Annotated in this window: 27 protein-coding genes; 20 read left to right on the top strand and 7 right to left on the bottom strand. The window is 61.9% G+C overall.

Annotated elements, in window-relative coordinates; translation table 11 throughout:
- The 3 genes from lpdA to NH195_RS15835 all read left to right on the top strand — a co-directional run.
- Positions 1 to 1,380: dihydrolipoyl dehydrogenase (gene lpdA / locus NH195_RS15845; RefSeq protein ID WP_081423833.1), on the top strand; the 1,380-nt coding region annotated here is incomplete at its 5' end.
- Positions 1,381 to 1,408: 28 nt separating this feature from the next.
- Positions 1,409 to 1,771, top strand: a complete 363-nt coding sequence (locus tag NH195_RS15840) for a hypothetical protein (protein WP_066709076.1) — start codon at positions 1,409 to 1,411, stop codon at positions 1,769 to 1,771.
- Between the two features lie 122 nt (positions 1,772 to 1,893).
- Entirely contained in the window at positions 1,894 to 2,859 is a 966-nt protein-coding gene (locus NH195_RS15835; RefSeq protein WP_066709074.1) for a LysR family transcriptional regulator, read from the top strand.
- 47 nt (positions 2,860 to 2,906) lie between these two features.
- Here the strand turns inward: NH195_RS15835 and NH195_RS15830 are convergent, their stop codons facing one another.
- Positions 2,907 to 3,266 (bottom strand): rhodanese-like domain-containing protein, encoded by a 360-nt coding sequence (locus NH195_RS15830; RefSeq protein WP_066709072.1) that lies wholly within the window; start codon positions 3,264 to 3,266, stop codon positions 2,907 to 2,909.
- A 228-nt stretch (positions 3,267 to 3,494) separates the two neighbouring features.
- Between NH195_RS15830 and uvrA the strand changes: the two genes are divergently transcribed.
- From uvrA to NH195_RS15815, 3 genes are read left to right on the top strand one after another with little or no spacing between them, the layout of a single operon-like run.
- A complete protein-coding gene (gene uvrA, locus NH195_RS15825) occupies positions 3,495 to 6,353 on the top strand; it encodes an excinuclease ABC subunit UvrA (RefSeq protein ID WP_066709070.1) in 2,859 nt (952 codons plus the stop codon).
- Positions 6,346 to 6,741, top strand: a complete 396-nt coding sequence (locus NH195_RS15820) for an NUDIX hydrolase (RefSeq protein WP_066709068.1) — start codon at positions 6,346 to 6,348, stop codon at positions 6,739 to 6,741. The genes uvrA and NH195_RS15820 overlap by 8 nt, the downstream gene beginning before the upstream one ends.
- A gap of 15 nt (positions 6,742 to 6,756) precedes the next feature.
- Entirely contained in the window at positions 6,757 to 7,659 is a 903-nt protein-coding gene (locus NH195_RS15815) for a patatin-like phospholipase family protein (RefSeq protein WP_066709065.1), read from the top strand.
- Here the strand turns inward: NH195_RS15815 and NH195_RS15810 are convergent.
- Positions 7,634 to 8,359: a hypothetical protein gene (locus NH195_RS15810; RefSeq protein ID WP_066709062.1), complete on the bottom strand. Its 726-nt coding sequence runs from the start codon at positions 8,357 to 8,359 to the stop codon at positions 7,634 to 7,636. The two genes, NH195_RS15815 and NH195_RS15810, sit on opposite strands and share 26 nt — an antisense overlap.
- 75 nt (positions 8,360 to 8,434) lie before the next feature.
- A complete protein-coding gene (gene serS, locus NH195_RS15805) occupies positions 8,435 to 9,727 on the bottom strand; it encodes a serine--tRNA ligase (RefSeq protein WP_066709059.1) in 1,293 nt (430 codons plus the stop codon).
- A gap of 162 nt (positions 9,728 to 9,889) precedes the next feature.
- On the opposite strand from serS, the gene NH195_RS15800 reads away from it, so the two are divergent.
- From NH195_RS15800 to NH195_RS15755, 10 genes are all read left to right on the top strand, one after another.
- A complete protein-coding gene (locus NH195_RS15800) occupies positions 9,890 to 10,288 on the top strand; it encodes a VOC family protein (protein ID WP_066709056.1) in 399 nt (132 codons plus the stop codon).
- A 137-nt stretch (positions 10,289 to 10,425) separates the two neighbouring features.
- On the top strand, positions 10,426 to 10,752 hold the full coding sequence (gene yajC / locus NH195_RS15795; RefSeq protein ID WP_066709053.1) for a preprotein translocase subunit YajC: 327 nt from the start codon (positions 10,426 to 10,428) through the stop codon (positions 10,750 to 10,752).
- Between the two features lie 76 nt (positions 10,753 to 10,828).
- Positions 10,829 to 13,456, top strand: coding sequence for a protein translocase subunit SecD (secD, locus tag NH195_RS15790; RefSeq protein WP_066709051.1), 2,628 nt, complete (start codon positions 10,829 to 10,831; stop codon positions 13,454 to 13,456).
- Positions 13,457 to 13,536: 80 nt separating this feature from the next.
- On the top strand, positions 13,537 to 13,890 hold the full coding sequence (locus NH195_RS15785) for an Mth938-like domain-containing protein (RefSeq protein WP_066709048.1): 354 nt from the start codon (positions 13,537 to 13,539) through the stop codon (positions 13,888 to 13,890).
- A 56-nt stretch (positions 13,891 to 13,946) separates the two neighbouring features.
- Positions 13,947 to 14,567: a heme ABC exporter ATP-binding protein CcmA gene (gene ccmA, locus NH195_RS15780; RefSeq protein WP_066709045.1), complete on the top strand. Its 621-nt coding sequence runs from the start codon at positions 13,947 to 13,949 to the stop codon at positions 14,565 to 14,567.
- Positions 14,564 to 15,220: a heme exporter protein CcmB gene (gene ccmB, locus NH195_RS15775; protein ID WP_066709042.1), complete on the top strand. Its 657-nt coding sequence runs from the start codon at positions 14,564 to 14,566 to the stop codon at positions 15,218 to 15,220. The genes ccmA and ccmB overlap by 4 nt, the downstream gene beginning before the upstream one ends.
- Before the next feature lie 60 nt (positions 15,221 to 15,280).
- A complete protein-coding gene (locus NH195_RS15770; protein WP_066709040.1) occupies positions 15,281 to 16,027 on the top strand; it encodes a heme ABC transporter permease in 747 nt (248 codons plus the stop codon).
- Positions 16,024 to 16,179, top strand: coding sequence for a heme exporter protein CcmD (gene ccmD, locus NH195_RS15765; protein ID WP_066709038.1), 156 nt, complete (start codon positions 16,024 to 16,026; stop codon positions 16,177 to 16,179). Before NH195_RS15770 ends, ccmD begins: the two co-directional genes overlap by 4 nt.
- Complete coding sequence (locus NH195_RS15760) at positions 16,172 to 16,711, top strand: DsbE family thiol:disulfide interchange protein (RefSeq protein ID WP_066709036.1); 540 nt, start codon at positions 16,172 to 16,174, stop codon at positions 16,709 to 16,711. The genes ccmD and NH195_RS15760 overlap by 8 nt, the downstream gene beginning before the upstream one ends.
- The gene (locus tag NH195_RS15755; RefSeq protein ID WP_066709034.1) at positions 16,708 to 16,947 is read left to right on the top strand and encodes a hypothetical protein; all 240 of its coding nucleotides are present in this window, start codon (positions 16,708 to 16,710) and stop codon (positions 16,945 to 16,947) included. Before NH195_RS15760 ends, NH195_RS15755 begins: the two co-directional genes overlap by 4 nt.
- 61 nt (positions 16,948 to 17,008) lie before the next feature.
- Here the strand turns inward: NH195_RS15755 and NH195_RS15750 are convergent, their stop codons facing one another.
- Positions 17,009 to 18,286 (bottom strand): O-acetylhomoserine aminocarboxypropyltransferase/cysteine synthase family protein, encoded by a 1,278-nt coding sequence (locus NH195_RS15750; protein ID WP_066709033.1) that lies wholly within the window; start codon positions 18,284 to 18,286, stop codon positions 17,009 to 17,011.
- Between the two features lie 361 nt (positions 18,287 to 18,647).
- Here NH195_RS15750 and arsC point away from each other — a divergent pair, with 361 nt between their 5' ends.
- Positions 18,648 to 18,989 (top strand): arsenate reductase (glutaredoxin), encoded by a 342-nt coding sequence (gene arsC / locus NH195_RS15745; protein ID WP_066709030.1) that lies wholly within the window; start codon positions 18,648 to 18,650, stop codon positions 18,987 to 18,989.
- Here arsC and NH195_RS15740 read toward each other — a convergent pair.
- The gene (locus tag NH195_RS15740) at positions 18,973 to 19,725 is read right to left on the bottom strand and encodes a helix-turn-helix transcriptional regulator (RefSeq protein WP_066709023.1); all 753 of its coding nucleotides are present in this window, start codon (positions 19,723 to 19,725) and stop codon (positions 18,973 to 18,975) included. The two genes, arsC and NH195_RS15740, sit on opposite strands and share 17 nt — an antisense overlap.
- 106 nt (positions 19,726 to 19,831) lie before the next feature.
- On the opposite strand from NH195_RS15740, the gene NH195_RS15735 reads away from it, so the two are divergent.
- From NH195_RS15735 to NH195_RS15725, 3 genes are read left to right on the top strand one after another with little or no spacing between them, the layout of a single operon-like run.
- Positions 19,832 to 20,458 (top strand): glutathione S-transferase family protein, encoded by a 627-nt coding sequence (locus NH195_RS15735; RefSeq protein ID WP_066709021.1) that lies wholly within the window; start codon positions 19,832 to 19,834, stop codon positions 20,456 to 20,458.
- Between the two features lie 57 nt (positions 20,459 to 20,515).
- Positions 20,516 to 21,133, top strand: coding sequence for a flavin reductase family protein (locus NH195_RS15730; RefSeq protein WP_066709019.1), 618 nt, complete (start codon positions 20,516 to 20,518; stop codon positions 21,131 to 21,133).
- Between the two features lie 39 nt (positions 21,134 to 21,172).
- Positions 21,173 to 22,000 carry a heme-dependent oxidative N-demethylase family protein gene (locus NH195_RS15725; protein ID WP_238379781.1) on the top strand — a complete coding sequence of 276 codons (828 nt, stop codon included), beginning with the start codon at positions 21,173 to 21,175 and terminating at the stop codon, positions 21,998 to 22,000.
- Between the two features lie 14 nt (positions 22,001 to 22,014).
- On the opposite strand, the gene NH195_RS15720 is transcribed toward NH195_RS15725, so the two are convergent.
- On the bottom strand, positions 22,015 to 22,725 hold the full coding sequence (locus NH195_RS15720) for a tetratricopeptide repeat protein (RefSeq protein ID WP_066709017.1): 711 nt from the start codon (positions 22,723 to 22,725) through the stop codon (positions 22,015 to 22,017).
- Positions 22,726 to 22,833: 108 nt separating this feature from the next.
- A complete protein-coding gene (gene acnA / locus NH195_RS15715; protein ID WP_066709014.1) occupies positions 22,834 to 25,581 on the bottom strand; it encodes an aconitate hydratase AcnA in 2,748 nt (915 codons plus the stop codon).
- Between the last annotated feature and the right edge of the window lie 261 nt (positions 25,582 to 25,842).

Below are 25,842 nucleotides of genomic sequence, written 5' to 3'. Positions count from 1 at the left end.
TTCGACCTCGTGGTCATCGGCGCTGGCCCCGGTGGCTATGTTGCGGCCATTCGTGCGGCGCAGCTTGGCCTCAAGGTCGCCTGTGTCGAGCGCGAAAACCTTGGCGGGATTTGTCTGAACTGGGGCTGCATTCCGACCAAGGCGCTGTTGCGCTCGGCGGAAGTCTATCACCAGATGCACCGCGCCAAGGAATTCGGTCTGTCGGCGGGGGACATCGGCTTTGATCTCGACGCCATCGTCAAGCGCTCGCGCGGTGTCGCGGCGCAGATGAACGGCGGCATCAAGACCCTGTTCAAAAAGAACAAAGTCACCGCGATCATGGGCGAGGCCAAGCTCGCGGGCAAAGGCAAGGTCGAGGTCAAAACCGACAAGGGCACCGAGACTTTGACCGCCAAAAACATCATCGTCGCCACCGGCGCGCGGGCGCGTGAGCTGCCGGGGCTGGAGGCCGACGGCGATCTGGTCTGGACCTACCGCCACGCTCTGGTGCCGACGCGGATGCCGAAGAAGTTGCTGGTCATCGGATCGGGCGCAATCGGCATTGAATTCGCGAGCTTTTACAACACTTTGGGCGCCGACACGACGGTCGTCGAAGTGATGGATCGCGTGCTGCCGGTCGAAGACAAAGACATCTCCGCCTTCGCCAAAAAGCAGTTCGAAAAGCAGGGGATGAAGATCCTGCAAAAGACGACCGTGAAGAAACTCGACCGTGCAAAAGGCAAGGTCACAGCGCATTTTGAAGCCGACGGCAAAGTCACCACCGAAGAGTTCGACACGGTGATTTCCGCGGTCGGCATCGTCGGCAATGTCGAGGGTCTGGGCCTCGAGGAGGCGGGCGTGAAAATCGACCGCACGCATGTCGTGACTGACGAATTCTGCCGCACGGGCGTCGACGGATTGTTCGCCATCGGCGACATCGCGGGCGCGCCTTGGCTGGCCCACAAAGCGTCGCACGAAGGCGTCATGGTCGCCGAGCTGATCGCGGGCCTCCACCCGCATCCGATCAAGCCGAACTCGATCGCGGGCTGCACCTATTGCCACCCGCAAGTGGCCTCTGTGGGGCTGACGGAAGACAAGGCGAAAGAGGCGGGTTACGAGATCAAAGTCGGCAAATTTCCCTTTATCGGCAACGGCAAAGCCGTCGCCATGGGCGAGGCCGAGGGTCTGGTGAAAACCGTGTTCGACGCCAAGACGGGCGAGCTTTTGGGCGCGCATATGGTGGGCGCCGAGGTGACGGAAATGATCCAGGGCTACGTGATCGGGCGGACGTTGGAGACGACGGAAGAAGAGCTGATGAACACGGTCTTCCCGCACCCGACGATGTCGGAAATGATGCATGAGGCGGTGTTGGCGGCTTACGGTCGGGCGCTGCATATTTGAGGGATTTGTCCTCTGGAGCATAAGCTCATTGCAACAGAATGATTTTATCGAAATCGGCCGTGCTTACGGTGCGGCCGATGTTGCCTTGATCGAGAGCGCCTTCGAAGGCGCCGGTATTCCGCTTTTTGTCCTACATCGCCAGGTACATCTTGTCGCCTCGCAACATGCCGTGGCGTTCGGAGGCATGCCGATCTGTGTCTTGCCTTCGGATCGGGACGCCGCTGTGGCTCTTTTGTCAGAGATCGTGCCGGTGCATCGCTGCCGATTGCGTTGGGCCGCCATGGTCTTGTTTCTCCTGGCCTGTCTGAGCTTTGGAACTGCCGTACCGATGCCGATCAACGGCACATTTCCGCGCTATCGCGTGCGACAGGAGGCTCCGGGCGACGCCTAAGATTGTGCGCGACAAGGCCGCTTTTCCGCACAGGCTAATCCACTCATGCATCAATATATGTGATGGGTGATATTATCTGCGCCCCTCTTGTGCAGAAATGAAGGTCATGTAATCTGACCTGCATGACGGATTGGGATTCTCTTCGATATATTCTCGCGGTGGCGCGTGAGGGCGGGCTTTCGGGCGCCGCCCGCATCCTTGGTGTGAACCATGCCACCGTGTCGCGACAACTCGCCAAGGCGGAGGATGCCGCCGGTGTGCGCTTCTTCACGCGACTGGCCTCCGGGCTTCAGCCGACGGAAGCGGGGCAGGTCGCCATCGCCCATGCCGAAGAGGTCGAGGCGCGCATGGTGGCGCTCGATATGGCTTTGGCGGCACGGGACGAGACCGAGGAAGGCGAGCTGAAAATCACCATCCCGCCGCTGATGGCGGAAGATCATTTCGCCGAAGACATCAAGGAATTCAAGGCGCTACACCCGGGGATCGACATTCACCTTCTGGGCGCGACCGAAGTTCTGAACCTGCACCGCCGCGAGGCCGATGTGGCGATCCGGGTGACGCAATCGCCGGAAGAAAGCCTCTGGGGACGCATGGTCACGCCGCAGCGCGCCGGCTGGTTCGCCTCGCCCGCCTTCATCGAGCAGTACCGCGCGACGATCGAGCGTCAGGACACGGACACCCCGTTGCCCTATATCGCCTTCTCGACCTGGCTGAATTCCGCACCGGCGGGGCTGTTTTCCGATTTACCGCCAGCACGCGCTGCGCTCAAGACCGATGACATGGTCTCGGCCATGTCTCTGGCGCGGCAGGGGATGGGCATGGTGCGGACCTCGCATCTTCTCGGCTCCTGCGATCCGCATCTGGAGCGTGTACCGGGCCTGCCGCTGAGCGATCACACGCCGATCTGGGTTCTGACCCATCCGGATCTGCGTCATGTGCCGCGGGTGACAGAGTTCATGCGTTTCATCGCCGGGCGGTTTACCGCGCGTCGGGCGCTCTACATGGGGCCGGACAAGACGTCCGCCAACACCGCGACGCGCGGCGATGGTGCAAAGCTTGAGGGCACGATGTCGGCGACGGTGGAATAAAAAAGCGGCCTGGGAAGGGCCGCTTCTTTCTTGCCATGTGGTGTGTTTCAGACGTTGTGCAGCTCGCCGCCGCCGGACACCCAGTTGTGCAGCCCCCCGAGGTTCTGCACATCCTCATGCCCCAGGGATTTCAACAGGCGCACCCCGCCCGAAGACCGCGCCCCGGAGGCGCAATAGAGCACTTTCGTGGTCTTGGTGTCCTTCATCTCCGGCAGGCAGGAAGGTGAATTCGGATCGCATTTCGCCTTCAGATCCTGCAACGGAATATGCAGCGCGCCTTTCGCGGTGCCGGACATATGCAGCTCCATGGTGTCACGCACGTCCACGAGCACGGTGGTGCCTTTGGCCATGCCGGCCTTGACCTCTTCGACGGAGATTTTCGAGCCGCCGCCAAACAATCCAAACATGTCAGCTTTCCTTCGCAGTCATTTCTTGTTGATTGCGCCTGTTCTAGGCAGAGGTCAATGGGATGTCTGTGATGAAATCACGGAAACTCGAAGCGCTGCTGTCGCAAAGCCGTGATCGGTGAAAAAGCGGGCATGGGGTACGTTTGTTCTTGTTGTGTTCTCAATTTCCTGTTGGAACACCGCGCGGCCTCCACTAGATATGAGGGCAGAATCCGAGTGGGGTGCCCTATGGCCGAGTTGAAATTCATCGAAGTGCGCGGCGCGCGCGAGCACAATCTCAAGAATGTGGATGTCGACATCCCGCGTGACGAGCTTGTGGTGATCACCGGCTTGTCCGGTTCGGGCAAGTCGTCGCTGGCCTTTGACACGATCTATGCGGAGGGCCAGCGGCGCTATGTCGAAAGCCTCTCGGCCTATGCGCGGCAGTTTCTCGATATGATGGGCAAGCCGGATGTGGATCACATTTCGGGTCTCAGCCCGGCGATTTCCATCGAGCAAAAGACCACCTCGAAAAACCCGCGTTCCACCGTCGGCACGGTGACGGAGATTTACGACTATCTGCGGCTTTTGTTTGCCCGCGCCGGCACGCCCTATTCGCCCACGACCGGTCTGCCCATCGAGGCGCAGCAGGTGCAGGATATGGTCGACATCACCATGCGGATGGAGGAGGGCACGCGCGGTTACCTCCTTGCCCCCATCGTGCGGGATCGCAAAGGCGAATATCGCAAGGAATTTCTGGAGCTTAGAAAGCAGGGCTTTCAGAGGGTCAAGGTTGACGGGGAATTCTACGAACTGGATGAACCGCCGACGCTCGACAAGAAATTCCGCCACAATATTGACGTCGTGGTGGATCGGATCGTGGTGCGCGAAGGCTTGGAGACGCGGCTGGCGGATTCACTTCGCACCGCGCTCGATCTGGCAGACGGCATCGCCATTTTGGAGACCGCGCCGAAAGAGGGCGAGCCGGAGCGCATCACGTTTTCAGAGAACTTCGCCTGTCCGGTGTCGGGCTTTACCATTCCCGAAATCGAACCGCGTTTGTTTTCCTTCAACGCGCCCTTCGGCGCCTGTCCGCATTGCGACGGCTTGGGCGTTGAGCTGTTCTTTGACGAACGCCTCGTGGTGCCCGATGCGGCGTTGAAAATCGCCGACGGGGCAATCGCACCCTGGCGCAAGGGCAAGACGCCGTATTTCCTGCAAACCATTGAAGCGCTTGCGAAACATTATGGGTTCAAAGCCTCGACCCCGTGGAAGAACATCGACCCGAAAATCCAGAAGGTCTTCCTTTACGGCTCCGGCGAGGAGGAGATCAAATTCCGCTATGACGATGGCGGGCGGGTTTACGAGATCGAGCGTAGCTTTGAGGGGGTGATCCCCAATATGGAGCGGCGGTATCGCGAGACCGACAGCAATTGGGTGCGCGAGGAATTCGAGCGCTATCAGAACAACCGGCCCTGCGGCCATTGCCATGGTTATCGTCTGCGCGAAGAGGCTTTGGCGGTGAAGATCGCCGGGCTGCACGTCGGTCAGGTGGTCGAGAAGTCGATCAAGGAGGCCTATGCGTGGACCCTCGGCGTGATGGACACGCTCAGCCCGCAGAAGCAGGAGATTGCGCGGGCCATCGTCAAGGAAATCCGCGAGCGTCTTGGGTTTCTGAACAACGTGGGCCTTGAGTACCTGACCATGTCGCGCAACGCGGGCACGCTGTCGGGCGGGGAGAGCCAGCGCATTCGCCTCGCGTCGCAGATCGGTTCCGGGCTTCAGGGCGTGCTGTATGTCTTGGACGAACCTTCCATCGGGTTGCACCAGCGCGACAATGACCGTCTCATCGGCACGCTGAAAAACCTGCGCGATCAGGGCAACACCGTGGTCGTGGTCGAGCATGACGAGGACATGATCCGCGAGGCCGATTACGTCTTCGATATGGGGCCGGGCGCAGGCGTTCATGGCGGGATCGTCGTGGCCAAAGGCACGCCGGAGGAGATCGAAAAAGACCCGGCCTCGATCACCGGGCAGTATCTCGTCGGCACCCGCGAGATCGCCGTGCCGTCCAAGCGGCGCAAGGGCAATGGCAAGATGCTCAAGGTGGTGAAGGCCACGGGCAACAACCTCAAGGAGGTGACGGCGGAGTTTCCGCTTGGCAAATTCGTCGCGGTCACGGGCGTGTCGGGCGGCGGGAAATCGACGCTGACCATCGAGACGCTTTATAAGAACGCGGCGATGAAACTGAACGGCGCGCGGGAGACGCCTGCGCCCTGCGAGACGATCAAAGGCTTTGAGCATCTCGACAAGGTGATCGACATCGACCAGCGCCCGATCGGCCGCACGCCGCGCTCGAACCCGGCCACCTATACCGGCGCCTTCACCCCGATCCGCGACTGGTTCGCGGGCCTGCCGGAGGCGAAAGCGCGTGGTTATAAACCCGGTCGGTTCAGCTTTAACGTCAAGGGCGGGCGCTGCGAGGCCTGTCAGGGCGACGGGGTGATCAAGATCGAAATGCATTTCCTGCCAGACGTTTACGTGGAATGCGAGACCTGTCACGGCAAACGCTACAACCGCGAAACGCTTGAGATCGCATTCAAAGGCAAGTCGATTGCCGACGTTCTGGACATGACCGTCGAGGATGCGCAGGAGTTCTTCAAGGCGGTGCCCTCGATCCGCGAGAAAATGGACGCGCTGATGCGGGTTGGCCTTGGCTATATCAAGGTCGGGCAACAGGCGACGACGCTCTCGGGCGGCGAGGCGCAGCGGGTGAAACTGTCGAAGGAACTGTCGAAGCGCTCGACGGGACGGACGCTGTATATCCTCGACGAGCCTACCACGGGGCTGCATTTCGAGGATGTGCGCAAGCTCCTGGAAGTGCTGCATGAACTGGTGGATCAGGGCAATACGGTCGTGGTGATCGAGCACAATCTCGACGTGATCAAGACCGCCGATCACATCATCGACATCGGCCCCGAGGGCGGCGATGGCGGCGGCCAGATCGTGGCCACCGGCACGCCCGAAGAGGTGGCCGAGATCGCGGCGTCGCACACCGGGCGCTATCTCAAGCCGCTTCTGGAACGCGGGAAGGCACGTCATGAGTGACCATCCGAAACTCGCGGTTCTCGCGGTCTGTCAGAAGGACGGTAAGTTCCTGATGGTCGAGCGCGGCAAAGCCCCCGCGCGCGGCACATGGGGGTTTCCGGGCGGGCATGTGGAATTTGGCGAAACGCTGGCCGAGGCGGCGGCGCGGGAGCTTTTCGAAGAAACCGGCGTGGTGGCTGCGCCGGGCGCGGTGATCGACCATGTCGAACTGATTGTGCCGGATCATCATTTTCTGCTCGTGGCGGTCGATTGTCGCTACATCTCCGGGGAACCGGTGGCGGCGGATGACGCTGCGGCGGTGGACTGGATGAGCCTTGAGGATCTTTTGACGACGGCCCGCCCGCTGTCCCAGAATGTCACCCGAGTCGCGCAGGCGGCGCTTGGCTGAGGAGGTGAGGTGGACATGTCCAGACGCCCGAAGATCGGACTGGCCCTGGGATCCGGAGGCGCGCGCGGGTTTTGCCACATCGGCGTGTTGCGCGGGCTGGCCGAGATCGGTATCCGCCCGGATGTTATAGCCGGCTGCTCCATGGGGGCGCTCGTAGGAGCAATCTACGCGGGGGGGCGTCTCGATGCGCTCGAAGACTGGGCGCGCTCCATCACACGGCGTTCGTTCCTGTCGCTGGTGGATCTTCGGTTTTCCGGTGGCGGTCTGGTCGAGGCGCGGGAAATCATGACGCTGATCGACAGGCTCGGCCTGCCGAAGCGCATCGAAGAGCTCGATCATCCGTTTGCCGCCGTGGCGACCGATCTCGAGACCGGGCGCGAGGTCTGGTTGCAGGACGGGCCGCTCGACCGGGCGGTGCGGGCGTCTGCGGCGATGCCGGGCGTCATCTCGCCGCTCTATCATCAGGGCAAGTGGCTTCTGGATGGGGGCATGGTGAACCCGGTGCCGGTGTCTCTGGCGCGGGCCATGGGGGCGGATTTGGTGATCGCGGTGAACCCGAACGCGCGGCTCGACGGGACGCTTTGGCGGGCGCCCGACGCACGTGTTCCGAGCGCCGGTCTCTCGGCGTTTCAGGCCCGCCTGCCGGAGGCGCTCAAGGGGCTCTTGCCGACGCCGTCGGCGCCGGACACGCCGCCTGCACCGGGTTATCTCGATGTGCTCTCTACCTCGGTCGACATCATGACCGATCACATCCGCCGCGCGCGTATGGCGGGCGAACCGCCGCAGGTTCTGCTCTCTGCGGAGCTTTCGTCGATGACGGTGCTGGATTTCCACGAGGCGAAAAAGGCAATCCACGACGGGTTTCGCATGGTCCGAGACCATGAGAAACTGCTCAGGCGGGTGTGTTCTGTCGCTTGAGTGTTTTGAAACTCAGGAAAAGAAGCAGGACCGCTCCCAATCCAGCGAGTGCTGCAACGCCCCATTCTGAGCCCCAGTTCTTGACGACGATGGCAATGAGCGCCCAGGCGGTGCCGAACGGGTAAAGCGGGGCGTCGGGGCGCAGGCGGGTGCCGTATATCGCGACGATCAGCGCGCCGATGAGGCACAGGTACGCCCAGCCGACATCATTGAACACCACGCCATAGCCTGCGCCGATATAGCCCAGAGAGGCGAAAGAGGCGGCGGTGAGCCAGCCCGCGAACAGGGCCGTGGGCGCGCGGGCGAGCCAGGGATCGAGCACGGGGGCGCGGACCATTGCGAGCATGGCGCAGCCCAGCATCAGGAAGATCATCCCGGTCGCGATTACCGGGTTCATCGTGGCGATGGTCAGCCAGGGCGTGCCGATCACCAGCGCCAGGATGAGCGGCGGGCGCATGGGCGCCCAGTCGGGGGCATCGTGACGTTTGAGACCGACGGCTGCGGAGACGATGAGCCAGAGATAGATCACGCCCCAGATCGAAAACGCATAGCCCGCGGGGCCGACGGGTGCGTCGCCCTGCGGGATCGGGAAGGCATTCGGGTCATAACCACGAAAATCGGGGGCGAGCAAAGGCCCGGCGATGGCAAAGGCCAGCGCGGCGAGAAGGTGAAGAAGGGCGATGAGGCGTGTCTTGGTCATGGCGCTGATATAGAACGAAAAACGGCGCCGGAAAGGGCGCCGTTTGTTTTGAGTATTTTTCGCAGCAAAGGAAACTCAGACGAGTTGCCCTTCGGCGGTGAGCGTCAACTTGCCGTTCAGGTAGCGCGAGAGCACGTCGGGCAGGGTGACGGAGCCGTCGGCATTCTGGCCGTTTTCCAGGACTGCGATCAGGCAGCGCCCCACTGCGAGGCCGGAGCCGTTCAGCGTATGGACAAACTCCGGTTTGCCGCCGTCCTTCGGTTTGAACCGGGCGTTCATGCGGCGGGCTTGATAATCGCCTGCGGTCGAGACCGAGGAGATTTCGCGATATTTGTCCTGACCGGGCAGCCAGACTTCGATGTCATGGGTGCGCTTCATGCCAAAGCCCATGTCGCCGTCGCAGAGCTTGACGGTGCGGTAGGGCAGGTTCAGCGCTTCCAAGATGTTCTGGGCCTGCGTGGTCATGCGCGCGTGTTCGGCCTCGCTGTCGTTCGGATGGACGATGGAGACCATTTCGACCTTTTCGAACTGGTGCTGGCGCAGCATGCCGGCGGTGTCGCGGCCCGCGGAACCCGCCTCCGAGCGGAAACATTGGGTGTGCGCGGCGTAGCGCATCGGCAGATCGGCCTCGTTCACGGTCTCGCCATTGACGAGGTTGGTGAGCGTCACTTCGGCGGTCGGGATCAGCCACCAGCCATTGGTGGTTTTATAGCTGTCCTCACCGAATTTCGGCAATTGTCCCGTGCCGTACATCATCTCTTCGCGCACGAGCACCGGCGTGATCGCTTCGGTCAGCTCATGCTTGTCGACATGGGTGTCGAGCATGAATTGCGCCAGCGCCCGGTGAATGCGCGCGACCGCGCCTTTGAGCACGACGAAGCGCGCACCGGAGAGTTTGGCGCCGGACTCGAAATCCATGCCTTTGACGACACCGGCCAGCTCGTAATGCTCCTTTGGGGTGAAATCGAAGGCGGCGGGCGTGCCCCAGCGGTGGATTTCCACGTTGTCGTTCTCGTCCGCGCCGACCGGCACGTCCTCGTAGAGCACGTTCGGCAGCGCCATCAGCATCTCGGCGAGACGCACGTCCTCTTCCTTGGCCTCGTCGTTCAGACGGGCGATCTCGGCCTTTTTCTCGGCGACCAGCGCGCGCAGGCGCTCGAACTCGGCCTCGTCGCCTTTCGCCTTGGCGGCGCCGACCTCTTTCGAGGCCTTGTTCTGCTCGGCTTTGGCCTCCTCGGCGGCGGCAATCTTGGCGCGGCGGTCTGCGTCGAGGGCCAGCAGCTCGGACGACACCCCGGACAAGCCGCGGCGGCTCATGGCAGCGTCGAACGCTTCGGGGTTTTCGCGAATGGCCTTGATGTCATGCATCGGACTGGTCCTCGGGGTTGGTTGGTTTGGGCGCGGTTATGCAACAGGGGAAGAGAGGAGGGAAGGGGGATTTGGGACAATCCACGCTTGTATTCCGTCTTGCCCCCTTGCTCTCAGGGCTGTTTGCACACATCTAACGGGAAACGGAAGATGAGGGAGCCTATGCCAGCCAAAGCCATCCACACCTGTATCCGCGTGCTCGACGAGGGGCGGTCTGTTGCGTTTTACGAGGCGGCCTTTGGGCTCACGGTGGCCGACAAGCTCGATTTCCCGGATTTCGCGCTGATCTATATGTCGAACCCGCTTTCGGAGTTCGAACTTGAGCTGACGATCAACAAGGGCACCACGGAGCCTTACGATCTCGGCAATGGCTACGGGCATTTCGCGGTGTCGGTCGAGGATCTGGACGCCGAACATGCGCGGATGGACGCGGCAGGGCTTGCCCCCGGCAAGATCGTCGATTTCGCCCCTGCCGGAACCCGCGTGGCAAAGTTCTTTTTCATCACCGACCCGGACGGCTACAAGATCGAAGTGATTCAGCGCGGCGGGCGGTTCAAGTAACCCTCTAACGAGCGCGTGACCTAAGGTCGGGCCCGGCTGGACAAGGCTAAATCCCGCCTATAGGGTGCGCGGCGACTTTCATGGGGTGGCAAGGGTCACCCTCCGAGAAACACACAAGTGACACAAAGGACCAACAGATGTTCGTGACCCCCGCCTATGCGCAGGCCGCAGGTGCTTCCCCCAACCCGGTGATGTCTTTCGCGCCGCTGATCCTGATCTTCGCGATCATGTATTTCCTGATGATCCGCCCGCAGCAGAAGAAAATGAAAGAGCACAAGGCAATGATCGAAGCCGTGCGCCGTGGCGACGAGGTTGTGACCGCCGGTGGCATCATGGGCAAGGTCGCCAAGGTGCGTGAAGACGGGTTCGTCGAGGTCGAGATCGCCGAGGGCGTGAAGGTGAAGGTGCAGAAAGCCACGTTGAGCGCCGTGGTGTCGAAAACCGAACCTGTCGCGGAAAGCTGATCGCGCACGCGTGAATATACAAGGCCCGCCACCCGCGCGGGCCTTTCCCTTTTGAAAGACGTCTCAGGACATTCCCATGTTGCAAATGCCTCTCTGGAAACGGATCGTCATCTGGGGGCTCGTGGCCCTCGGTCTTCTCGCCGCCTTGCCCAACGCGTTCTATCCGCGGGTCGAGGGGCATAACGACGCCATCGCGGCGATTGAGAAGTCCGGCGAAACCCCGGAGCGGGCCGCGGCGCGCGATGCCTGGCCGTCCTACCTGCCGTCCTCGCTTGTGAACCTCGGTCTCGACCTGCGCGGCGGCGCGCATCTTCTGGGCGAAGTGCAGGTGGAAGAGGTCTATGCTTCGCGCATGGATGCGCTCTGGCCGGAGGTGCGTGACGCGCTGCGCGACGAGCGCGACACGGTGGGCACGATCCGTCGTCTGGACGCGCCCGCAGGCCAGCTCCGCATCCGCATTTCCGAGGCTTCCGGCATGGAAACCGCTCTGGCGACCGTGCGCAAGCTCGGCACGCCGGTGGTGTCGCTGACCGCTGCGGGCGAAAAGGACATCGCGGTCTCTGCCGTCAACGATGTGATCACGGTCGAGCTGTCCGAGGCGGAAAAAGCCGCCACGGACGACCGTACCATGCAGCAATCGCTGGAGATCATTCGCCGCCGGGTCGACGAGGTCGGCACCCGCGAGCCGACGATCCAGCGTCAGGGCGAGGACCGCATTCTCATTCAGGTGCCGGGCATCGGGTCCGCCGCCGAGTTGAAATCGCTGATCGGCACCACCGCGAAGCTGACCTTCAACCCGGTCGTGGGCCGCACCACCAACCCGGATGAGGCCCCCGGCGCGCGCAATTTCATCGCGCCTTCGGTCAATGAGCCGGGCATCTATTACATTCTCGAACAGACCGCCGTGGTCTCCGGCGACGAGTTGACCGACAGCCAACCGGCCTTCGACCAGAACGGGCGACCTTCGGTGACCTTCCGGTTCAACCCGACCGGCGCGCGCAAGTTCGGCGATTATACCGCCGCCAATGTCGGCGCGCTGTTCGCCATCGTGCTCGATAACGAAGTGATCTCCGCGCCGCGCATTCAGGACGCGATCCGGGGCGGCTCCGGCCAGATCACCGGCTCCTTCACTGTCGAGGAATCGACCGAGTTGTCGGTTCTGCTGCGTGCCGGTGCGCTTCCGGCCAAGATCAACTTCCTCGAAGAACGCACCATCGGGCCGGAGCTCGGTGCCGACAGCATCGAGGCCGGTAAGATCGCGACCATGGTCGCCTTTGCCGCCGTGCTGATCTTTATGGCGCTGGCCTATGGCCTCTTCGGGATCTTCGCCAATATCGCGTTGATCATCAACGTCGGGCTGTTGTTCGGGCTTCTGTCTTCCATCGGGGCCACCTTGACCCTGCCGGGCATCGCCGGGATCGTGCTGACGGTCGGGATGGCCGTGGACGCCAACGTGCTGATTTTCGAACGCATCCGCGAAGAGCTGAAGAATTCGAAGTCCACCGCGCGGGCGATCGAGCTTGGCTATGAAAAGGCGCTGTCGGCCATTGTCGACGCCAACATCACCACCTTCATCACCGCCGCGATCCTGTTCGTCATGGGCTCCGGTCCGGTCAAGGGCTTTGCCGTGACGCTGGCTCTGGGTCTGATCACCTCGGTCTTCACCGCGATCTATGTGACGCGTGCGATGGTCGTGATGTGGTACGGGCGCAAGAACCGCAAGGGCTGGACGCTCAAGGGGGTGCATCTCGTGCCTGCCGACACCGCGATTGATTTCTTCAAACGCGCCAGGATCACCTTCGGCTTCTCCGCCGTCATGGTCGCAGTGGCACTGGTGTCCTTCATCTCTCTGGGGCTCAATTTCGGCATCGACTTCAAGGGCGGCACCACGATCCGGACCCAGTCCGAATCCGCCGTCGATGTCGGCGAATATCGTGCCGCGCTCTCGACGCTCGGCCTTGGCGATGTGTCGATCACCGAGGTCTATGATCCGAATTTCGCCGAGAACCAGCATGTGTCGCAAATCCGCATTCAGGCCCAGGACGAGGTCGAGGCGATCACGCCGGAAACCGTGCAGATGGTCGAGGATGCGTTGAAAACGGTCGATCCCTCGATCACCTTCCCCTCCGTCGAATCCGTCGGGCCGAAGGTCTCGGGCGAGCTGATCTGGACTGCAGTCGAGGCCGTGGCTGCCGCCATCGCCGCCGTGCTGTTCTATATCTGGCTGCGCTTCGAATGGCAGTTCGCCGTCGGCGCCGTGGTGGCGCTCGTACATGACGTGGCGATCACCATCGGGGTGTTTGCCCTTTTCGGCATTCAGTTCGATCTCACCATAATCGCAGCGCTTCTGACCATCGTCGGCTACTCGCTCAACGACACCGTGGTGGTGTTCGACCGGGTCCGCGAGAACCTGCGCAAATACAAGAAGATGGACCTCGGCGGCGTGCTCAACATGTCGATTAACGAGACCCTGTCGCGGACCGTGATGACCTCCGGCACCACGCTGATCGCGCTGATTGCGCTTCTGGTGCTGGGTGGCGACGTGATCCGGGGCTTTGTCTTCGCGATGACGCTTGGCGTCGTGGTCGGGACCTGGTCGTCGGTGTTTGTTGCCTCCAACATCCTGTTGTGGCTCGGCGTCAAACGCGACTGGGACAAAAAAGAGCCCGCGCCGGGCATTCAGACCGACGGCAGTGCGGTTTGACGCGCGCGCGGGATTGAGTATTTTAAGCACAAAGGAGAGGCTCGCGCGTGTCGCGGGCCTTTTCGCCAGAGGAGAGCGCCATGCAGTTCAACGAGATGCCGTTTCAGGATGCCGTGCCGGTCGATGGTTACGGGCCGAACATGTTCCGCGTTGGCGGCAAGGCCTATGAGGGGGCGGTGCTGATCTGTGGCGAGCAGGTCATTCCGTGGGGCGGTTATGCCGACACCGAGGCGCTGCTGGAGATCCGCGCGCGGGTCGATTTCGTCATTGTCGGCACCGGTGCGGAGATGACCCATCTGCCGCCCGCCTTCCGCGGGCCGATGGATGAGGCGGGGCTTGGGCTCGAGCATATGGCGACCCCCACGGCGGCGCGGACCTATAATGTGCTGGCCTCAGAGGGGCGCCGCGTCGCGGTCGCGTTGCTGCCGGTTTGAGCCGGGCTTTGACACACGTCAGGTCGAAATATTAGAATCGCTGTAAAAAGGCGCCCATGAGTTTGATTTCCGTCAAAGATATGACCGTCTCCCGGGGCGGCATGCCGGTCCTCGAAGGGCTGAATTTCGCCGTCTCGCCGGGAGAAATTCTTGTGCTGCGCGGGCCGAACGGGGCGGGCAAGACCACACTGCTGCGCACCCTCGCGCGCCTTCAGCCGCCCTATGCCGGAACGGTCGAGGCCGCGCCCGATGCGGTGGCCTATGCGGCCCATGCGGACGGGCTGAAGGCGACGTTGACCGTCTCGGAAAACCTTGCCTTCTGGGCCGGTGTCTATGGTGGGCAGGACATTGCGCCGGCGTTGCGGGATTTCAATCTCGAGACCTTGCGTGACCGGCCGGCCGGGAACCTGTCCGCCGGGCAGAAACGCCGTCTCGGGCTCGCGCGGCTCATGGTCACCGGACGTCCGGTCTGGGTGCTGGACGAGCCGACCGTGTCGCTCGATGTTGCTTCCGTCGAGCTTTTCGCCAAGGCTGTGAAGGTCCATGTGGACGGTGGCGGCGCGGCGGTGATCGCGACGCATATTCATCTCGGCTTCGAGGAAACCGTGTTTGACGTGTCGCCTTACAAGGCGCGTCATGATGTTATCCGCAACGATTTTGACGAGAGTTTCCTATGATCCGGCTGTTCTGGCGTGACATCACCCTGGCGTTTCGTTCGGGCGGCGGCTTCGGCCTTGGCCTCGGGTTTTTCTTGATCCTTGTCACTCTGGTGCCCTTCGGTGTCGGGCCGAATGCGGAGATGCTTTCGGCCATTGCGCCGGGGATTCTCTGGGTCGGTGCGCTTCTCGCCTGTCTGCTGTCGCTCGACCGCATTTTCGCGCTCGATTTCGAGGACGGTTCGCTGGATCTCCTAGCCACGGCACCGATCCCGCTCGAGGGTGTCGTCGCGATGAAGGCCTTTGCCCATTGGATCACCACGGGTCTGCCCTTGGTGATCGCCGCGCCCGCGCTCGGGCTGTTGCTGCATCTCGACAGCGCCGCCTATCGCTGGCTGATCGTCACGCTTTTGATCGGGACACCCGCGCTGTCCTTCATCGGAGCCTTCGGGGCGGCGCTGACCGTGGGGTTGAAACGCGGCGGGCTGCTTTTGAGCCTTCTGGTCCTGCCGCTCTATATTCCGACGCTGATTTTCGGCGCCGAAGTGGTTCGGCGCGGGGCCGGGGGCTTTCTGGTCGGAACGCCGCTTGCGATGCAGGCGGGGATCACGCTCGGGGCCGTGGCCTTGCTGCCCTTTGCCGCAGCGGCGGCCATTCGTGTCGCTTTAAGGTGAGTTGAGATGTGTCGCGCTTCCGCTTAGGCTGGCGCGGATCATTGGGGAGAGAGACAGCTTATGGCCATCAACTGGAATGCCTTCTGGGAATGGGCAAATCCACGGAAATTCATGTGGTGGACCGACCGGGCGCTGCCCTATTTCGCGGTTCTGGCGGCTCTGGTCCTGACCTCCGGGCTGGTCTGGGGCTTTTTCTTCACCCCCGATGACTATCGCCAAGGCGCGACGGTGAAGATTTTCTACCTCCATGTGCCCTCCGCGATGATGGCGATCAACATCTGGGCGATGATGTTGGTGGCCTCGCTGATCTGGATCGTGCGGCGGCACCATGTGTCGGCCTTGGCCGCCAAATCTGCCGCCGCCATCGGCATGACGATGACGCTGATCGCATTGTTCACCGGGGCGATCTGGGGCAAGCCGATGTGGGGCACCTATTGGGAGTGGGACCCGCGGCTGACCTCGTTTCTGATCCTGCTGCTGTTCTATCTCGGCTATATGGCGCTTTGGGAGGCGATTGATAACCCGGACACAGCGGCCGATCTGACCTCCGTGCTCTGCCTTGTCGGTTCGGTGTTTGCGATCCTGTCGCGCTATGCGGTTCTCTTCTGGAATCAAGGGCTTCACCAGGGCGCTTCGCTTTCGATGGACGCCGAAGAAAACGTGGCAGATGTCTATTGGTATCCGGCGCTGGTGGCAATTGCGGGGTTCGTGTTGTTGTTCATCACGCTCGTGCTGCTGCGGACCCGGACCGAAATCCGTGCGCGCCGTTTGCATGCGCTGGACATGCGGGAAAGGGCGCAGCAATGATGCCGGATCTTGGGAAATACGCGGGCGATGTCCTGATGGCCTATGGGGTGACCCTGCTGCTCTTGGCAGCGCTGATCTGGCGCTCTCTGGCGCGCTCCGCGAAAATGAAACGTCTTTTGAAAGAGGCCGAGGAGCGCCGCAACCATGGCTAAGATCAATCCTCTCGTTGCCCTGCCGCTGGTGTTCTTTGCCGGTCTCGCAGGCCTGTTCATGTTCGGCATGGGGCGTGAGGACGCGCAGCAATTGCCAAGCTCTCAGATCGGTCGCGATGCGCCCTCCATCGCCTCGGTGACACCGCTGGGCGATCTGCCACCGCTCTCCGACGAGATGCTGCGCGACGGCAAGGTCAAGCTGGTGAACTACTGGGCTTCTTGGTGCGCGCCCTGCCGGGTCGAACACCCGCAACTCGAGGTGCTGGCCGAGGAGGGCATCACGATCTATGGCATCAATTACAAGGACGAGGCAGGCAACGCCCTGAAATTCCTTGGAGAGTTGGGCAATCCCTATGCCGCCATCGCACAGGACGAACCGGGCCGCACGGCGCTGGAATGGGGCGTCTACGGTGTGCCGGAGACCTATATCATCGACGGCGAGGGCAAGATCGCCTACCGGTTCGCCGGGCCGATCACGGCGGAGATCGCGGAGAAATATATCAAGCCGGAGATCGCGAAGGCGGCGGAGTGAAACAGAGGTTTGGCGCCTTCCTCATGGTGTTCGGTGCGGTTCTGATCCCGCTGATCGCCTATGGGACATATTGGCTGATCGCCATGGGCTGCGGCATGAACACGACGGGATGTTCGCAAACTACCGGCGCCATGATCATGATCGTGTTCATCTTCTGGCCGTTCTGGGTGCTGCTCTTCATCGCTTTGTCGATCATCTGGGTCGGGTGGCGATTGTCCCGCGTGCAGTCCGCATGAGTGCACAAAGAAAAACCCGCCGAACTCCGGCGGGTTTTGCAGTTTTCCCGGGATGCAGGGATCAGCTCAGCGCCTGATCCAGATCGGCAATGAGATCGTTGGCATCCTCGATCCCGATCGACAGGCGCAGGATGTTCGGACCGGCGCCGGCTTTGACCTGGTCTTCAGGTGTCAACTGGCTGTGGGTTGTCGAGGCCGGGTGAATGATCAGCGAGCGGGTGTCGCCGAGATTGGCCACATGGGAGAACAGCTCGAGTTTCGACACGGTCTGAACACAGGCGTCATAGCCGCCCTTCAAGGCCACGGTGAACAGCGCCCCGGCGCCGCGCGGACAGATCCGGGTCATCCGATCATAATAGGGCGAGGAGGGCAGGCCGGAATAGGTCACCGCCTCGACACGGTCGTCGCCTTCGAGCCAGTTTGCAATCTCCCGCGCGTTCTGGACGTGTTTCTGCATGCGCAGCGACAGGGTTTCGATTCCCATCAGCGTGTAATGCGCCGCCTGCGGGTTGAGCGTCATACCAAGATCGCGGAGGCCCACGGCGATGCCATGGAACGTGAAGGCGAGCGGACCGAAAGTGTCTTGGAAATCAAGACCGTGATAGGCGGGTTCCGGTTCGGAGAGTGACGGGAACTTGCCGGAGGCTGCCCAGTCGAACTTGCCGCTGTCGATGACACAGCCGCCGGTCACGGTGCCGTTGCCAGTGAGGAATTTCGTCATTGAATGCACGACAAGGGTCGCGCCATGCTCGATCGGGCGGCACAGGTAGGGTGTCGCCGAGGTGTTGTCGACGATCAGCGGAATCCCTGCCGTGTCGGCAATCTCGGCCAGCGCGTCGAGATCCATGATCGCTCCCGACGGGTTGGCAAGGCTTTCGCAGAAGATCGCCTGGGTGTTCTCGTCAATGGCCGCGCGCACCGCGTCGAAGTCGTCGAAATCGACGAAGGTCGCCGACCAGCCGAAGCGTTTGAAGGTCTGGGTGAACTGGGTGAGCGTGCCACCGTAGAGCCGGGTCGAGGCGACGATGTTCTTGCCCGGCGCCATCAGCGGGAAAAGCGCCATGATCTGCGCGGCGTGACCGGAGGAACAGCACACGGCGCCGGCACCGCCCTCGAGCGCCGCCATGCGATTTTGCAAGGCGGAGATCGTCGGGTTGGTCAGGCGGGAATAGATATAGCCGACCTCTTCGAGATTGAAGAGGCGCGCCGCGTGCTTGGCGTCCTTGAACACATAGGCGGTGGTTTGATAAATCGGCACCTGACGCGCGCCGGTGGCCGGATCGGGGGCCGTGCCCGCATGCACCTGAATGGTGTCAAAGCCTTGTTTTTTCTCGGACATCTTGTCCTCCCAAATCGAAAAATCCCTGCGACATTACGCCCGGGGTGGGAGGGTTTCAACCGTCAGACTGTTCAGGAAGATTATGAGGCGGGGATGTGACTGGCACGGGGCGTGCCACATGGTTCGCGGCGCATTTCGCGCGACGCATCAGACGATCATCATCACGATGAAGAAGCACAGGAGCAGCAGGAGTTCCGTCGCGGGAAGAGGAATGTCGGCAAAGATCTGTTTCATGCCAGTAGAAATAGGCGCTAAAGGTTAATCGAACATCATTTGAATCGGGGGCAGACCGGAAACATTCTGTTTCCTCTTTGTTCCAAAGGGCTTGGGACGGGAGGACCGCCCCGGAAAAGAGGTCGAAATGACACGCATCTATCATAATCCCCGCTGTTCGAAATCGCGCGAAACGCTGAAACTGATCGAGGCGGCGGGGATCAGCCCCGAAGTGGTGCTTTATCTGGAGACACCGGTGTCGCGGGAGAAACTTGCGGAACTGGTGGCACATTCCGGCCTGCCGGTCAGCGCCTTTCTGCGGGCGAAAGAGGCGGAGGCCAAGGAACTCGGGATTACCGCATCCTCCGATCCGGAGGCGATTCTGGACGCGATTGCGGCGCATCCCCGGCTGATGGAGCGTCCGGTGGTGGAAAGCGACAAGGGCGTGGCGCTCGGTCGCCCGCCGGAGGCCGTCAAGGCGGTGCTGTAATCTCTTTCTCGGCCATCATCTGGCGGCCTTCTTCGCAATAGGGCGAGATCACATGGCGGGAGCGAAGCTCTGCAAGATAGTCGCGCAGCATCGGCACCCGCCGCGGGCGAAAGGATGTCTGCCCCCAGTCGAGCGACAGGATCGAACCGACAAGAAATTGCCGAAACGCGTCGCGTAACCGACAATGGGCCAGCAGCATCAGCTCCTTGTCGAGATAGACAATGGCCAGCGGCCAGATCTCCCGCAGGGTTTCCCGGCCCTGCCGATCCCGATAGCCCAGCCGGAGCGCACGTTCCTGCCAGCAGGCTTGTCGGATCAGGGAAAGGTCGGCTTCGTACTGTTTTTGTGGCAAATACCGGTGGACCAACCCCACACAATGTTCGATTTGTGCACGCTTTTCCTCGGGCAAACTCGCCGTAATTTTCGCCAAAGCATTGCGCGCCGCCTCTGACAGAGCGGGGTCGCCGCGCAGCCGCACCTCCGAGAGGCCAAGCACCAGCGCTTCGATCTCGATCTGGCTCAGGCTCTGCGGCGGCAGGGCATAATCTTCTGTCAGCGTATAGCCGAAACCCGCCTCGCCCTCGATCCGCGCACCCGAGGCCCGAAGCGCGCCGATGTCGCGATAGAGCGTGCGTTGCGACACGCCCAGTTCCCGCGCCAGATCGCCAGCCGTCACCGGCGGGCGCAGGCTGCGCATGAGATGCATCAGGCGAAACAGACGATCCGACTTGGCCATGTGGCCCTCCTTTCACAGCCAAAGATGCCAGAGCCCTGCTGACGGTTTCTGACAGCAGGAGCCTGCCATGATCCGCCGCAGTTGCATAGTCTTGAAAGGATCTCCCATGTTGACCCTGTACCACGCTCCGAACAGCCGCAGTTCGCGGATCGTCACCCTGCTCATGGCGCTCGACGCGCTCGACCGGGTCGACATCCGGCTCACCGACATCCCGCGTCAGGATGGCTCTGGCGCGCGCGATCCGAACAATCCGCATCCCGAGGGCAAGGTGCCGCTTCTGGTCACGGAGGAGGGCGAGATGATCCGGGAAAGCAATGCGATCCTGCTCTATCTCACCGACCGGTTTCCCTCCGATCTTGCCCCCGAGGTCGGTGCGCCGGGGCGGGGGGCTTATCTGAGCTGGCTGTTCTGGTACGGCAATGTTCTGGAGCCGGTCTATATGCATCGGCTCGCCGGGCTCTCCCATCCGGTTCTGAGCGCATCATTCCGGGGCATGCCGGAGGCCGTTGCCTATCTGGCGGCCGGCCTCGATGGGCGGGCGTTCCTTTTGGGCGACCGCTACAGTGTCGCCGACCTGCTGATCGCTTCGCCGTTTCTATGGTTCCCCGAGGCCACGCCCGATGTGCCCGCAATCCGCGACTGGGTGGCGCGCTGTGCGGCTCAGCCTTGCATCGCGCGGTCCATGGAATTCGATGCCAGGTCCGCAGAAGAGATGGGGCTTGCCCCGGCCTGATGGACATTCGCGTGGCTCTCTGTTTCTCTGGCCGTACCCCGGTCAGAGAGACATGAGATGCAGTTCGATTTTACCACGCTTCCCGCCCGCGACCGCTACCGGTTGCTCACGAATTTCGTCGGGCCGCGACCGATCGCCTTGGTCACGACGGTGAACGCGGACGGTTCGTATAACGCGGCCCCCATGAGTTTTTTCAACGTGATGTCGTCTGAGCCGCCGCTTCTGGTGCTTGGCATCGCGTCCAAACCCGAACAGGAAAAGGACACCGCTGCCAACATCCGCCGCACCGGCGAATTCGCCATTCACATGGTGGATATGGCGCTGTCCGAGGCCATGCTGATCGCCGGGCTGCCGGTCCCTTCGGGCGTCGATGAACTGGCTTTGGCAGCCGTCGAGACTGAGCCTTGTACAATGATTTCCGCGCCGAAAATCAAGGGCGCCGCCTGTGTGTTCGAATGCCGCACCGAACGTCTGCTCGACTGGCCGAACCGGGTTCTGGTGATCGGCGGGGTGGTGCAGATGCATGTGCGGCGTGACTGTCTCGATGCCGAGGGGCATTATGTGAACCCGGAGGTCTACCGGCCCATCGCGCGCCTGCATGGTGACAATTACGTAGGCTCCGACGATCAGTTCGTGCTCACCGCGCCGGATTTGGAGGCGGTTTTCAAGAGCTGAGGAGCTGGCCTCAGGGATACGCCTCTCTGGCCCCTTCCGATGCGTGGAATTCCGGCGCAGCATTCGGTCATGGAGCCGATTCTACAGACAAAACTGAGCTTTGCCCCTTGGGCAGACCCGCGCACGGCGCGGTTGCCGGGGGTGATCCCGTTCGAGTTGAGCGACTGGCTCGAAGTCGATACGGCTTACGGTGAACAAATGGCGCTCCGCGATCACCTGATCGCCACGGTGCCGCAGGAGGTTGTCGGCCTTGATGAGAGCGCGAGACCCGCGGCCTTGGAACTTTTCGACATGCTTCTTGGCCTTTTGCCGAGGCTTGGGTTCGAGGTGTCGGAGGCAGAGGTGGTCCGCCCCGATGGTGCCGCCGTGGCCCTGGACCGAGAGGCACCGATGCACACTATGGGGCGTCTGCTGCAATGCGACATTTGCCTGATGCAGCCCGATCCGAGCGGTGCGACCGATGAGAGCGTGTTGACCGGCGCGGCGCTGTGTTTTCCCTCCGGGTGGCGTCTGCCGCAGAAATTCATGAAGCCCATGCTCCGCATTCACAAACCGATTGAGGTCTACACGCCCGATCTCGCCACCCGTGTGCAGCGGATGATGAACGGGGTGCAGGTGGGCAGGGGACTGATGCGCGGCACCGCCTCACGCTCCGATGCGCATCTCTGCGATCCGCGCTCGGAGGGCGAGCTGCGCCATGGCACGAACACGTCGAAATACATCCGGGTTGAGCGGCAAAGCCTCGTGCGCCTGCCGGAGACCCGCGCGGTGGTGTTCACCATCCACACCCAAGTGGTGCTGCCCGAGGCGCTGAGCCCGGAACAGGCCGCCGCCTTGGACGAACGCCCGATCCGGCTGGCGGACTGATCAATCCCGACGGATTACCAGTCTTCGGCAAGCGCCAGGAACTTGGCGAGGCTTTCGTCCTGCGGAAACCGCTTCTGTGCGGCCCTGGCGGTTGCAATCGCCTCATCCGCCCGCTCAAGACCGACCAGCGCAATCGCCTTTTGCACATAAAGCCGGGCGCTGGTCTTGGCATGAAACTCCAGCCCCCGCTCCGCCACCTCAAGCGCGTCTTGCGGGCGCTCCGTGACATTCAGCGCGCGGGCGTAGAAATAGGTCACGTCCTCGCTTTCACTGTCGAGATCCATCGCCTCGCCGCAATCCTGAACCGCCAGCTCATCCTTGCCGAGATCAAGCCGCACCACACAGCGCGACAGATACCCCTGCATCGTCGGCGCCTCTTTCAGCACCCGCGTGTAAAGCCATTCCGAGGTCTTGTCATAGCCCAGCTCATGCCAGGTCCACGCCAGCATCCGCTGCGTATTGTGCGAGGGCTCAAGATGTTTGGCCTGTCGCAAGTCCCTGAGAGATTTTCCATTTTCGCCAAGTTGCCGCCACGCCACTCCGCGCGCGGCCAAAGCCTCTGCGCGTTCATAATCCGACAGTTTTGTCGCCAGCGCGACCGTGCAGGCGTCGATCACCTCGACTGGACGCGCATTGGCATTGAGACCGACACAGGTGTCATAGTCTGCAAAAGCCCCCTGCGCGCAAAGCATCAGCCCGCCCGCCAAGATCGTTCCAATCCGCATCGCGTTCTCCTTTTCGGAAAACCTAACCCGTTTCCTTTGTTGCACAAATACTCAAAACAAAAGCCCCGCGTTTCCGCGGGGCTTTCACATCTCTGAGGCGCGCTTTGCTTACGACTTCGCCAAATTCCGCAGCACATAATGCAGCACGCCGCCGTTCTCGATATATTCGATCTCCGGCTGGGTATCGATGCGGCACTTGACCTTGATCGTTTTGGTCGAGCCGTCGCCATAGGTGATCGCGCAATCGAGGGTCTCAAGCGGTTTGACCGTGTCGAGGCCCAGAATGGTGATGGTCTCATCGCCCTTGAGGCCCAGCGTTTTGCGGGTGTCGCCACCGGTGAACTCAAAGGGCACAACCCCCATACCCACCAGGTTCGAGCGGTGGATGCGCTCAAAGCTCTCGGCGATTACGGCTTTGACGCCCAAAAGGGCTGTGCCTTTCGCGGCCCAGTCGCGGCTTGAGCCCGCGCCATATTGTTCGCCACCGAAGACCACGAGCGGCGTGCCTTGGGCCTGATAGGCCATGGACGCCTCGAAGACCGAGGTCTGTTCGCCGTCCGGGCCTTTGGTGTAGCCGCCTTCAACCCCGTCGAGCATCTCGTTCTTGATCCGGATGTTGGCGAAGGTGCCGCGCATCATGATCTCGTGGTTGCCGCGGCGCGAGCCGTAGGAGTTGAATTCCCGCACCGGAACACCGTGCTCGGTGAGGAATTTACCCGCCGGGGTGCTTTCCTTGAACGAGCCGGCCGGCGAGATGTGGTCGGTGGTGACCATGTCGCCCAAGATCAAAAGCACTTTCGCGCCCTCGATGTTCGCGATTGTGCCTTTTTCCGGGGACATGCCTTGGAAATACGGCGGGTTCTGGATGTAGGTCGACTCTGGCGGCCAGTCGTAGGTTTCGCCGCCGGAGACTTCGACGCCCTGCCATTTCTCGTCGCCTTTGAACACATCGGCGTATTTCCTGAGGAAGGCTTCACGGGTCACGGTTTTGTCCACGAGCTCCGAGATTTCCTCGTTGGTCGGCCAGATGTCTTTCAGGAAGACGTCATTGCCGTCCTTGTCCTGACCGATCGGCTCGGAGGACAGGTCGATGTTCATGTCGCCCGCGATGGCATAGGCCACAACGAGGGGCGGGGAGGCGAGGTAGTTGGCGCGCACGTCCGGGGAAATCCGGCCTTCGAAGTTGCGGTTGCCCGAGAGCACGGAGGTGGCGATGAGATCGCCCTCGGCGATGGCTTCCGAAAACTCGGGCGCGATGGGGCCGGAGTTGCCGATGCAGGTGGTACAACCGTAACCGACAAGGTTGAACCCGATGGCGTCGAGGTCTTCTTGCAGGCCAGCGGCCTCAAGATATTCGGTCACGACCTGAGAGCCGGGCGCGAGGGAGGTTTTCACCCAAGGTTTGCGGTTCAGACCAAGCGCGCGTGCTTTGCGGGCAACGAGACCGGCGCCGATCATCACATAGGGGTTCGAGGTGTTGGTGCAGGACGTGATCGAGGCGATCACGACCGAGCCGTCATGCAGGTCGAACTCCTTGCCCTTCACGGGGTGCGATTTGCGGATGTCGACAGATTTCGTTGCCGCGGGGCCTTCGTCCAGCATATCCTTGGCGGCGTCTGAGACGTCGATGCCGCGATAATCCGCGACCACTTTCGCGAAAGACGAAGCCGCGTCCGTCAGCGCAACATAATCCTGCGGACGTTTCGGGCCGGAGATCGCCGGAACGATGGTGCCCATGTCGAGGTGCAGCGTTGAGGTGTAGATCGGGTCGTAATCCGCCCCGCGCCAGAATCCGTTTTCCTTGGCATAGGCTTCGACCAAAGCGATGCGGTCTTCGTCGCGACCGGTCTGGCGCAGGTAGCGCAGGGTTTCCGCGTCAATCGGGAAGAAGCCACAGGTCGCGCCGTATTCTGGCGCCATGTTGGCAATGGTGGCGCGTTGCGCGAGCGGCAGCTTGTCGAGACCGTCGCCGTAGAATTCAACGAATTTGCCGACAACGCCGTGTTTGCGCAGCATTTCCACGACCTTGAGCACCAAGTCCGTTCCGGTGGTGCCCTCGACCATCTCGCCGGTGAGTTTAAAGCCCACAACTTCGGGGATCAGCATGGAGATCGGCTGGCCGAGCATGGCGGCTTCGGCCTCGATCCCGCCAACGCCCCAGCCCAGAACGGCAAGCCCGTTGACCATGGTGGTGTGGCTGTCGGTGCCCACGAGCGTGTCGGGATAGGCGACGTCCACGCCGTTCTGATCCTTGTCGGTCCAGACGGTCTGCGCGAGGTACTCGACGTTCACCTGGTGACAAATCCCGGTTCCCGGCGGCACGACGCGGAAGTTCTCGAACGCGGTCTGGCCCCATTTGAGGAACTGGTAGCGTTCCATGTTGCGTTCATATTCACGGTCGACGTTCATCTGGAAGGCGCGCGGGTTGCCGAATTCGTCGATCATCACCGAGTGGTCGATCACCAGATCGACGGGGACGAGCGGGTTGATTTTCTTGGCGTCGCCACCGAGGCCCAGAATGCCGTCGCGCATGGCGGCAAGGTCCACGACTGCGGGCACGCCGGTGAAATCCTGCATCAACACGCGGGCCGGGCGATAGGCGATCTCGCGCGGGTTCTGCCCACCTTTCTCGGCCCACTCAGAAAAGGCCTTGATGTCATCCGTGGAGACGGAAAAGCCGCCATCCTCGAACCGCAGGATGTTCTCCAGCACGACTTTCAGCGAAGCGGGGAGCTTGGAGAAATCGCCAAAACCGGCCTCCTGTGCGGCGGGGATCGAGTAATAGGCGATTTTCTGTCCGTTCACCTCAAGTTCGCGGCGGGTTTTTGCGGTATCTTGACCGACAACAACTGTCATGGGGACCTCCGGATATGTGAAACTGCGTGGCGGAACCCGTGTGATTCCGCCTGCGTGGTGCTGGGGGAAACTTAGTCCTTTTGCAGGGTTTGTCCATGATGCTGAGCTTTCCCGCACAGTGCACTGAGTGCTTGCGCGGGAGCTGTGTCTTCGTGCAGAGAAAGTTGGAAAATATCGCGCAGAATGTGCCTTGCCGTTGCTGAACGTCTTGCAACCGGAATTCGCATGGTATACTTTTGCATACAAATCGGAGAGTCGGGT

This window comes from Celeribacter ethanolicus (assembly GCF_001550095.1).
Lineage (GTDB): Bacteria > Pseudomonadota > Alphaproteobacteria > Rhodobacterales > Rhodobacteraceae > Celeribacter > Celeribacter ethanolicus.
This window is presented reverse-complemented; position numbering and strand designations above follow the sequence as displayed.

Bases quoted from the DNA above. Each gene is read 5' to 3' on its own strand.
- NH195_RS15770 (WP_066709040.1), top strand. From the start codon at position 15,281: ATGGCCATCAACTGGAATGCCTTCTGGGAATGGGCAAATCCACGGAAA.
- arsC (WP_066709030.1), top strand. From the start codon at position 18,648: ATGACACGCATCTATCATAATCCCCGCTGTTCGAAATCGCGCGAAACG.
- NH195_RS15815 (WP_066709065.1), top strand. From the start codon at position 6,757: ATGTCCAGACGCCCGAAGATCGGACTGGCCCTGGGATCCGGAGGCGCG.
- NH195_RS15785 (WP_066709048.1), top strand. From the start codon at position 13,537: ATGCAGTTCAACGAGATGCCGTTTCAGGATGCCGTGCCGGTCGATGGT.
- NH195_RS15830 (WP_066709072.1), bottom strand. From the start codon at position 3,266: ATGTTTGGATTGTTTGGCGGCGGCTCGAAAATCTCCGTCGAAGAGGTC.
- yajC (WP_066709053.1), top strand. From the start codon at position 10,426: ATGTTCGTGACCCCCGCCTATGCGCAGGCCGCAGGTGCTTCCCCCAAC.
- NH195_RS15750 (WP_066709033.1), bottom strand. From the start codon at position 18,286: ATGTCCGAGAAAAAACAAGGCTTTGACACCATTCAGGTGCATGCGGGC.
- ccmD (WP_066709038.1), top strand. From the start codon at position 16,024: ATGATGCCGGATCTTGGGAAATACGCGGGCGATGTCCTGATGGCCTAT.
- serS (WP_066709059.1), bottom strand. From the start codon at position 9,727: ATGCATGACATCAAGGCCATTCGCGAAAACCCCGAAGCGTTCGACGCT.
- secD (WP_066709051.1), top strand. From the start codon at position 10,829: ATGTTGCAAATGCCTCTCTGGAAACGGATCGTCATCTGGGGGCTCGTG.
- NH195_RS15740 (WP_066709023.1), bottom strand. From the start codon at position 19,725: ATGGCCAAGTCGGATCGTCTGTTTCGCCTGATGCATCTCATGCGCAGC.
- NH195_RS15725 (WP_238379781.1), top strand. From the start codon at position 21,173: ATGCGTGGAATTCCGGCGCAGCATTCGGTCATGGAGCCGATTCTACAG.
- NH195_RS15730 (WP_066709019.1), top strand. From the start codon at position 20,516: ATGCAGTTCGATTTTACCACGCTTCCCGCCCGCGACCGCTACCGGTTG.
- NH195_RS15720 (WP_066709017.1), bottom strand. From the start codon at position 22,725: ATGCGGATTGGAACGATCTTGGCGGGCGGGCTGATGCTTTGCGCGCAG.
- NH195_RS15810 (WP_066709062.1), bottom strand. From the start codon at position 8,359: ATGACCAAGACACGCCTCATCGCCCTTCTTCACCTTCTCGCCGCGCTG.
- ccmB (WP_066709042.1), top strand. From the start codon at position 14,564: ATGATCCGGCTGTTCTGGCGTGACATCACCCTGGCGTTTCGTTCGGGC.
- NH195_RS15735 (WP_066709021.1), top strand. From the start codon at position 19,832: ATGTTGACCCTGTACCACGCTCCGAACAGCCGCAGTTCGCGGATCGTC.
- ccmA (WP_066709045.1), top strand. From the start codon at position 13,947: ATGAGTTTGATTTCCGTCAAAGATATGACCGTCTCCCGGGGCGGCATG.
- NH195_RS15760 (WP_066709036.1), top strand. From the start codon at position 16,172: ATGGCTAAGATCAATCCTCTCGTTGCCCTGCCGCTGGTGTTCTTTGCC.
- uvrA (WP_066709070.1), top strand. From the start codon at position 3,495: ATGGCCGAGTTGAAATTCATCGAAGTGCGCGGCGCGCGCGAGCACAAT.
- NH195_RS15800 (WP_066709056.1), top strand. From the start codon at position 9,890: ATGCCAGCCAAAGCCATCCACACCTGTATCCGCGTGCTCGACGAGGGG.
- NH195_RS15820 (WP_066709068.1), top strand. From the start codon at position 6,346: ATGAGTGACCATCCGAAACTCGCGGTTCTCGCGGTCTGTCAGAAGGAC.
- acnA (WP_066709014.1), bottom strand. From the start codon at position 25,581: ATGACAGTTGTTGTCGGTCAAGATACCGCAAAAACCCGCCGCGAACTT.
- NH195_RS15835 (WP_066709074.1), top strand. From the start codon at position 1,894: ATGACGGATTGGGATTCTCTTCGATATATTCTCGCGGTGGCGCGTGAG.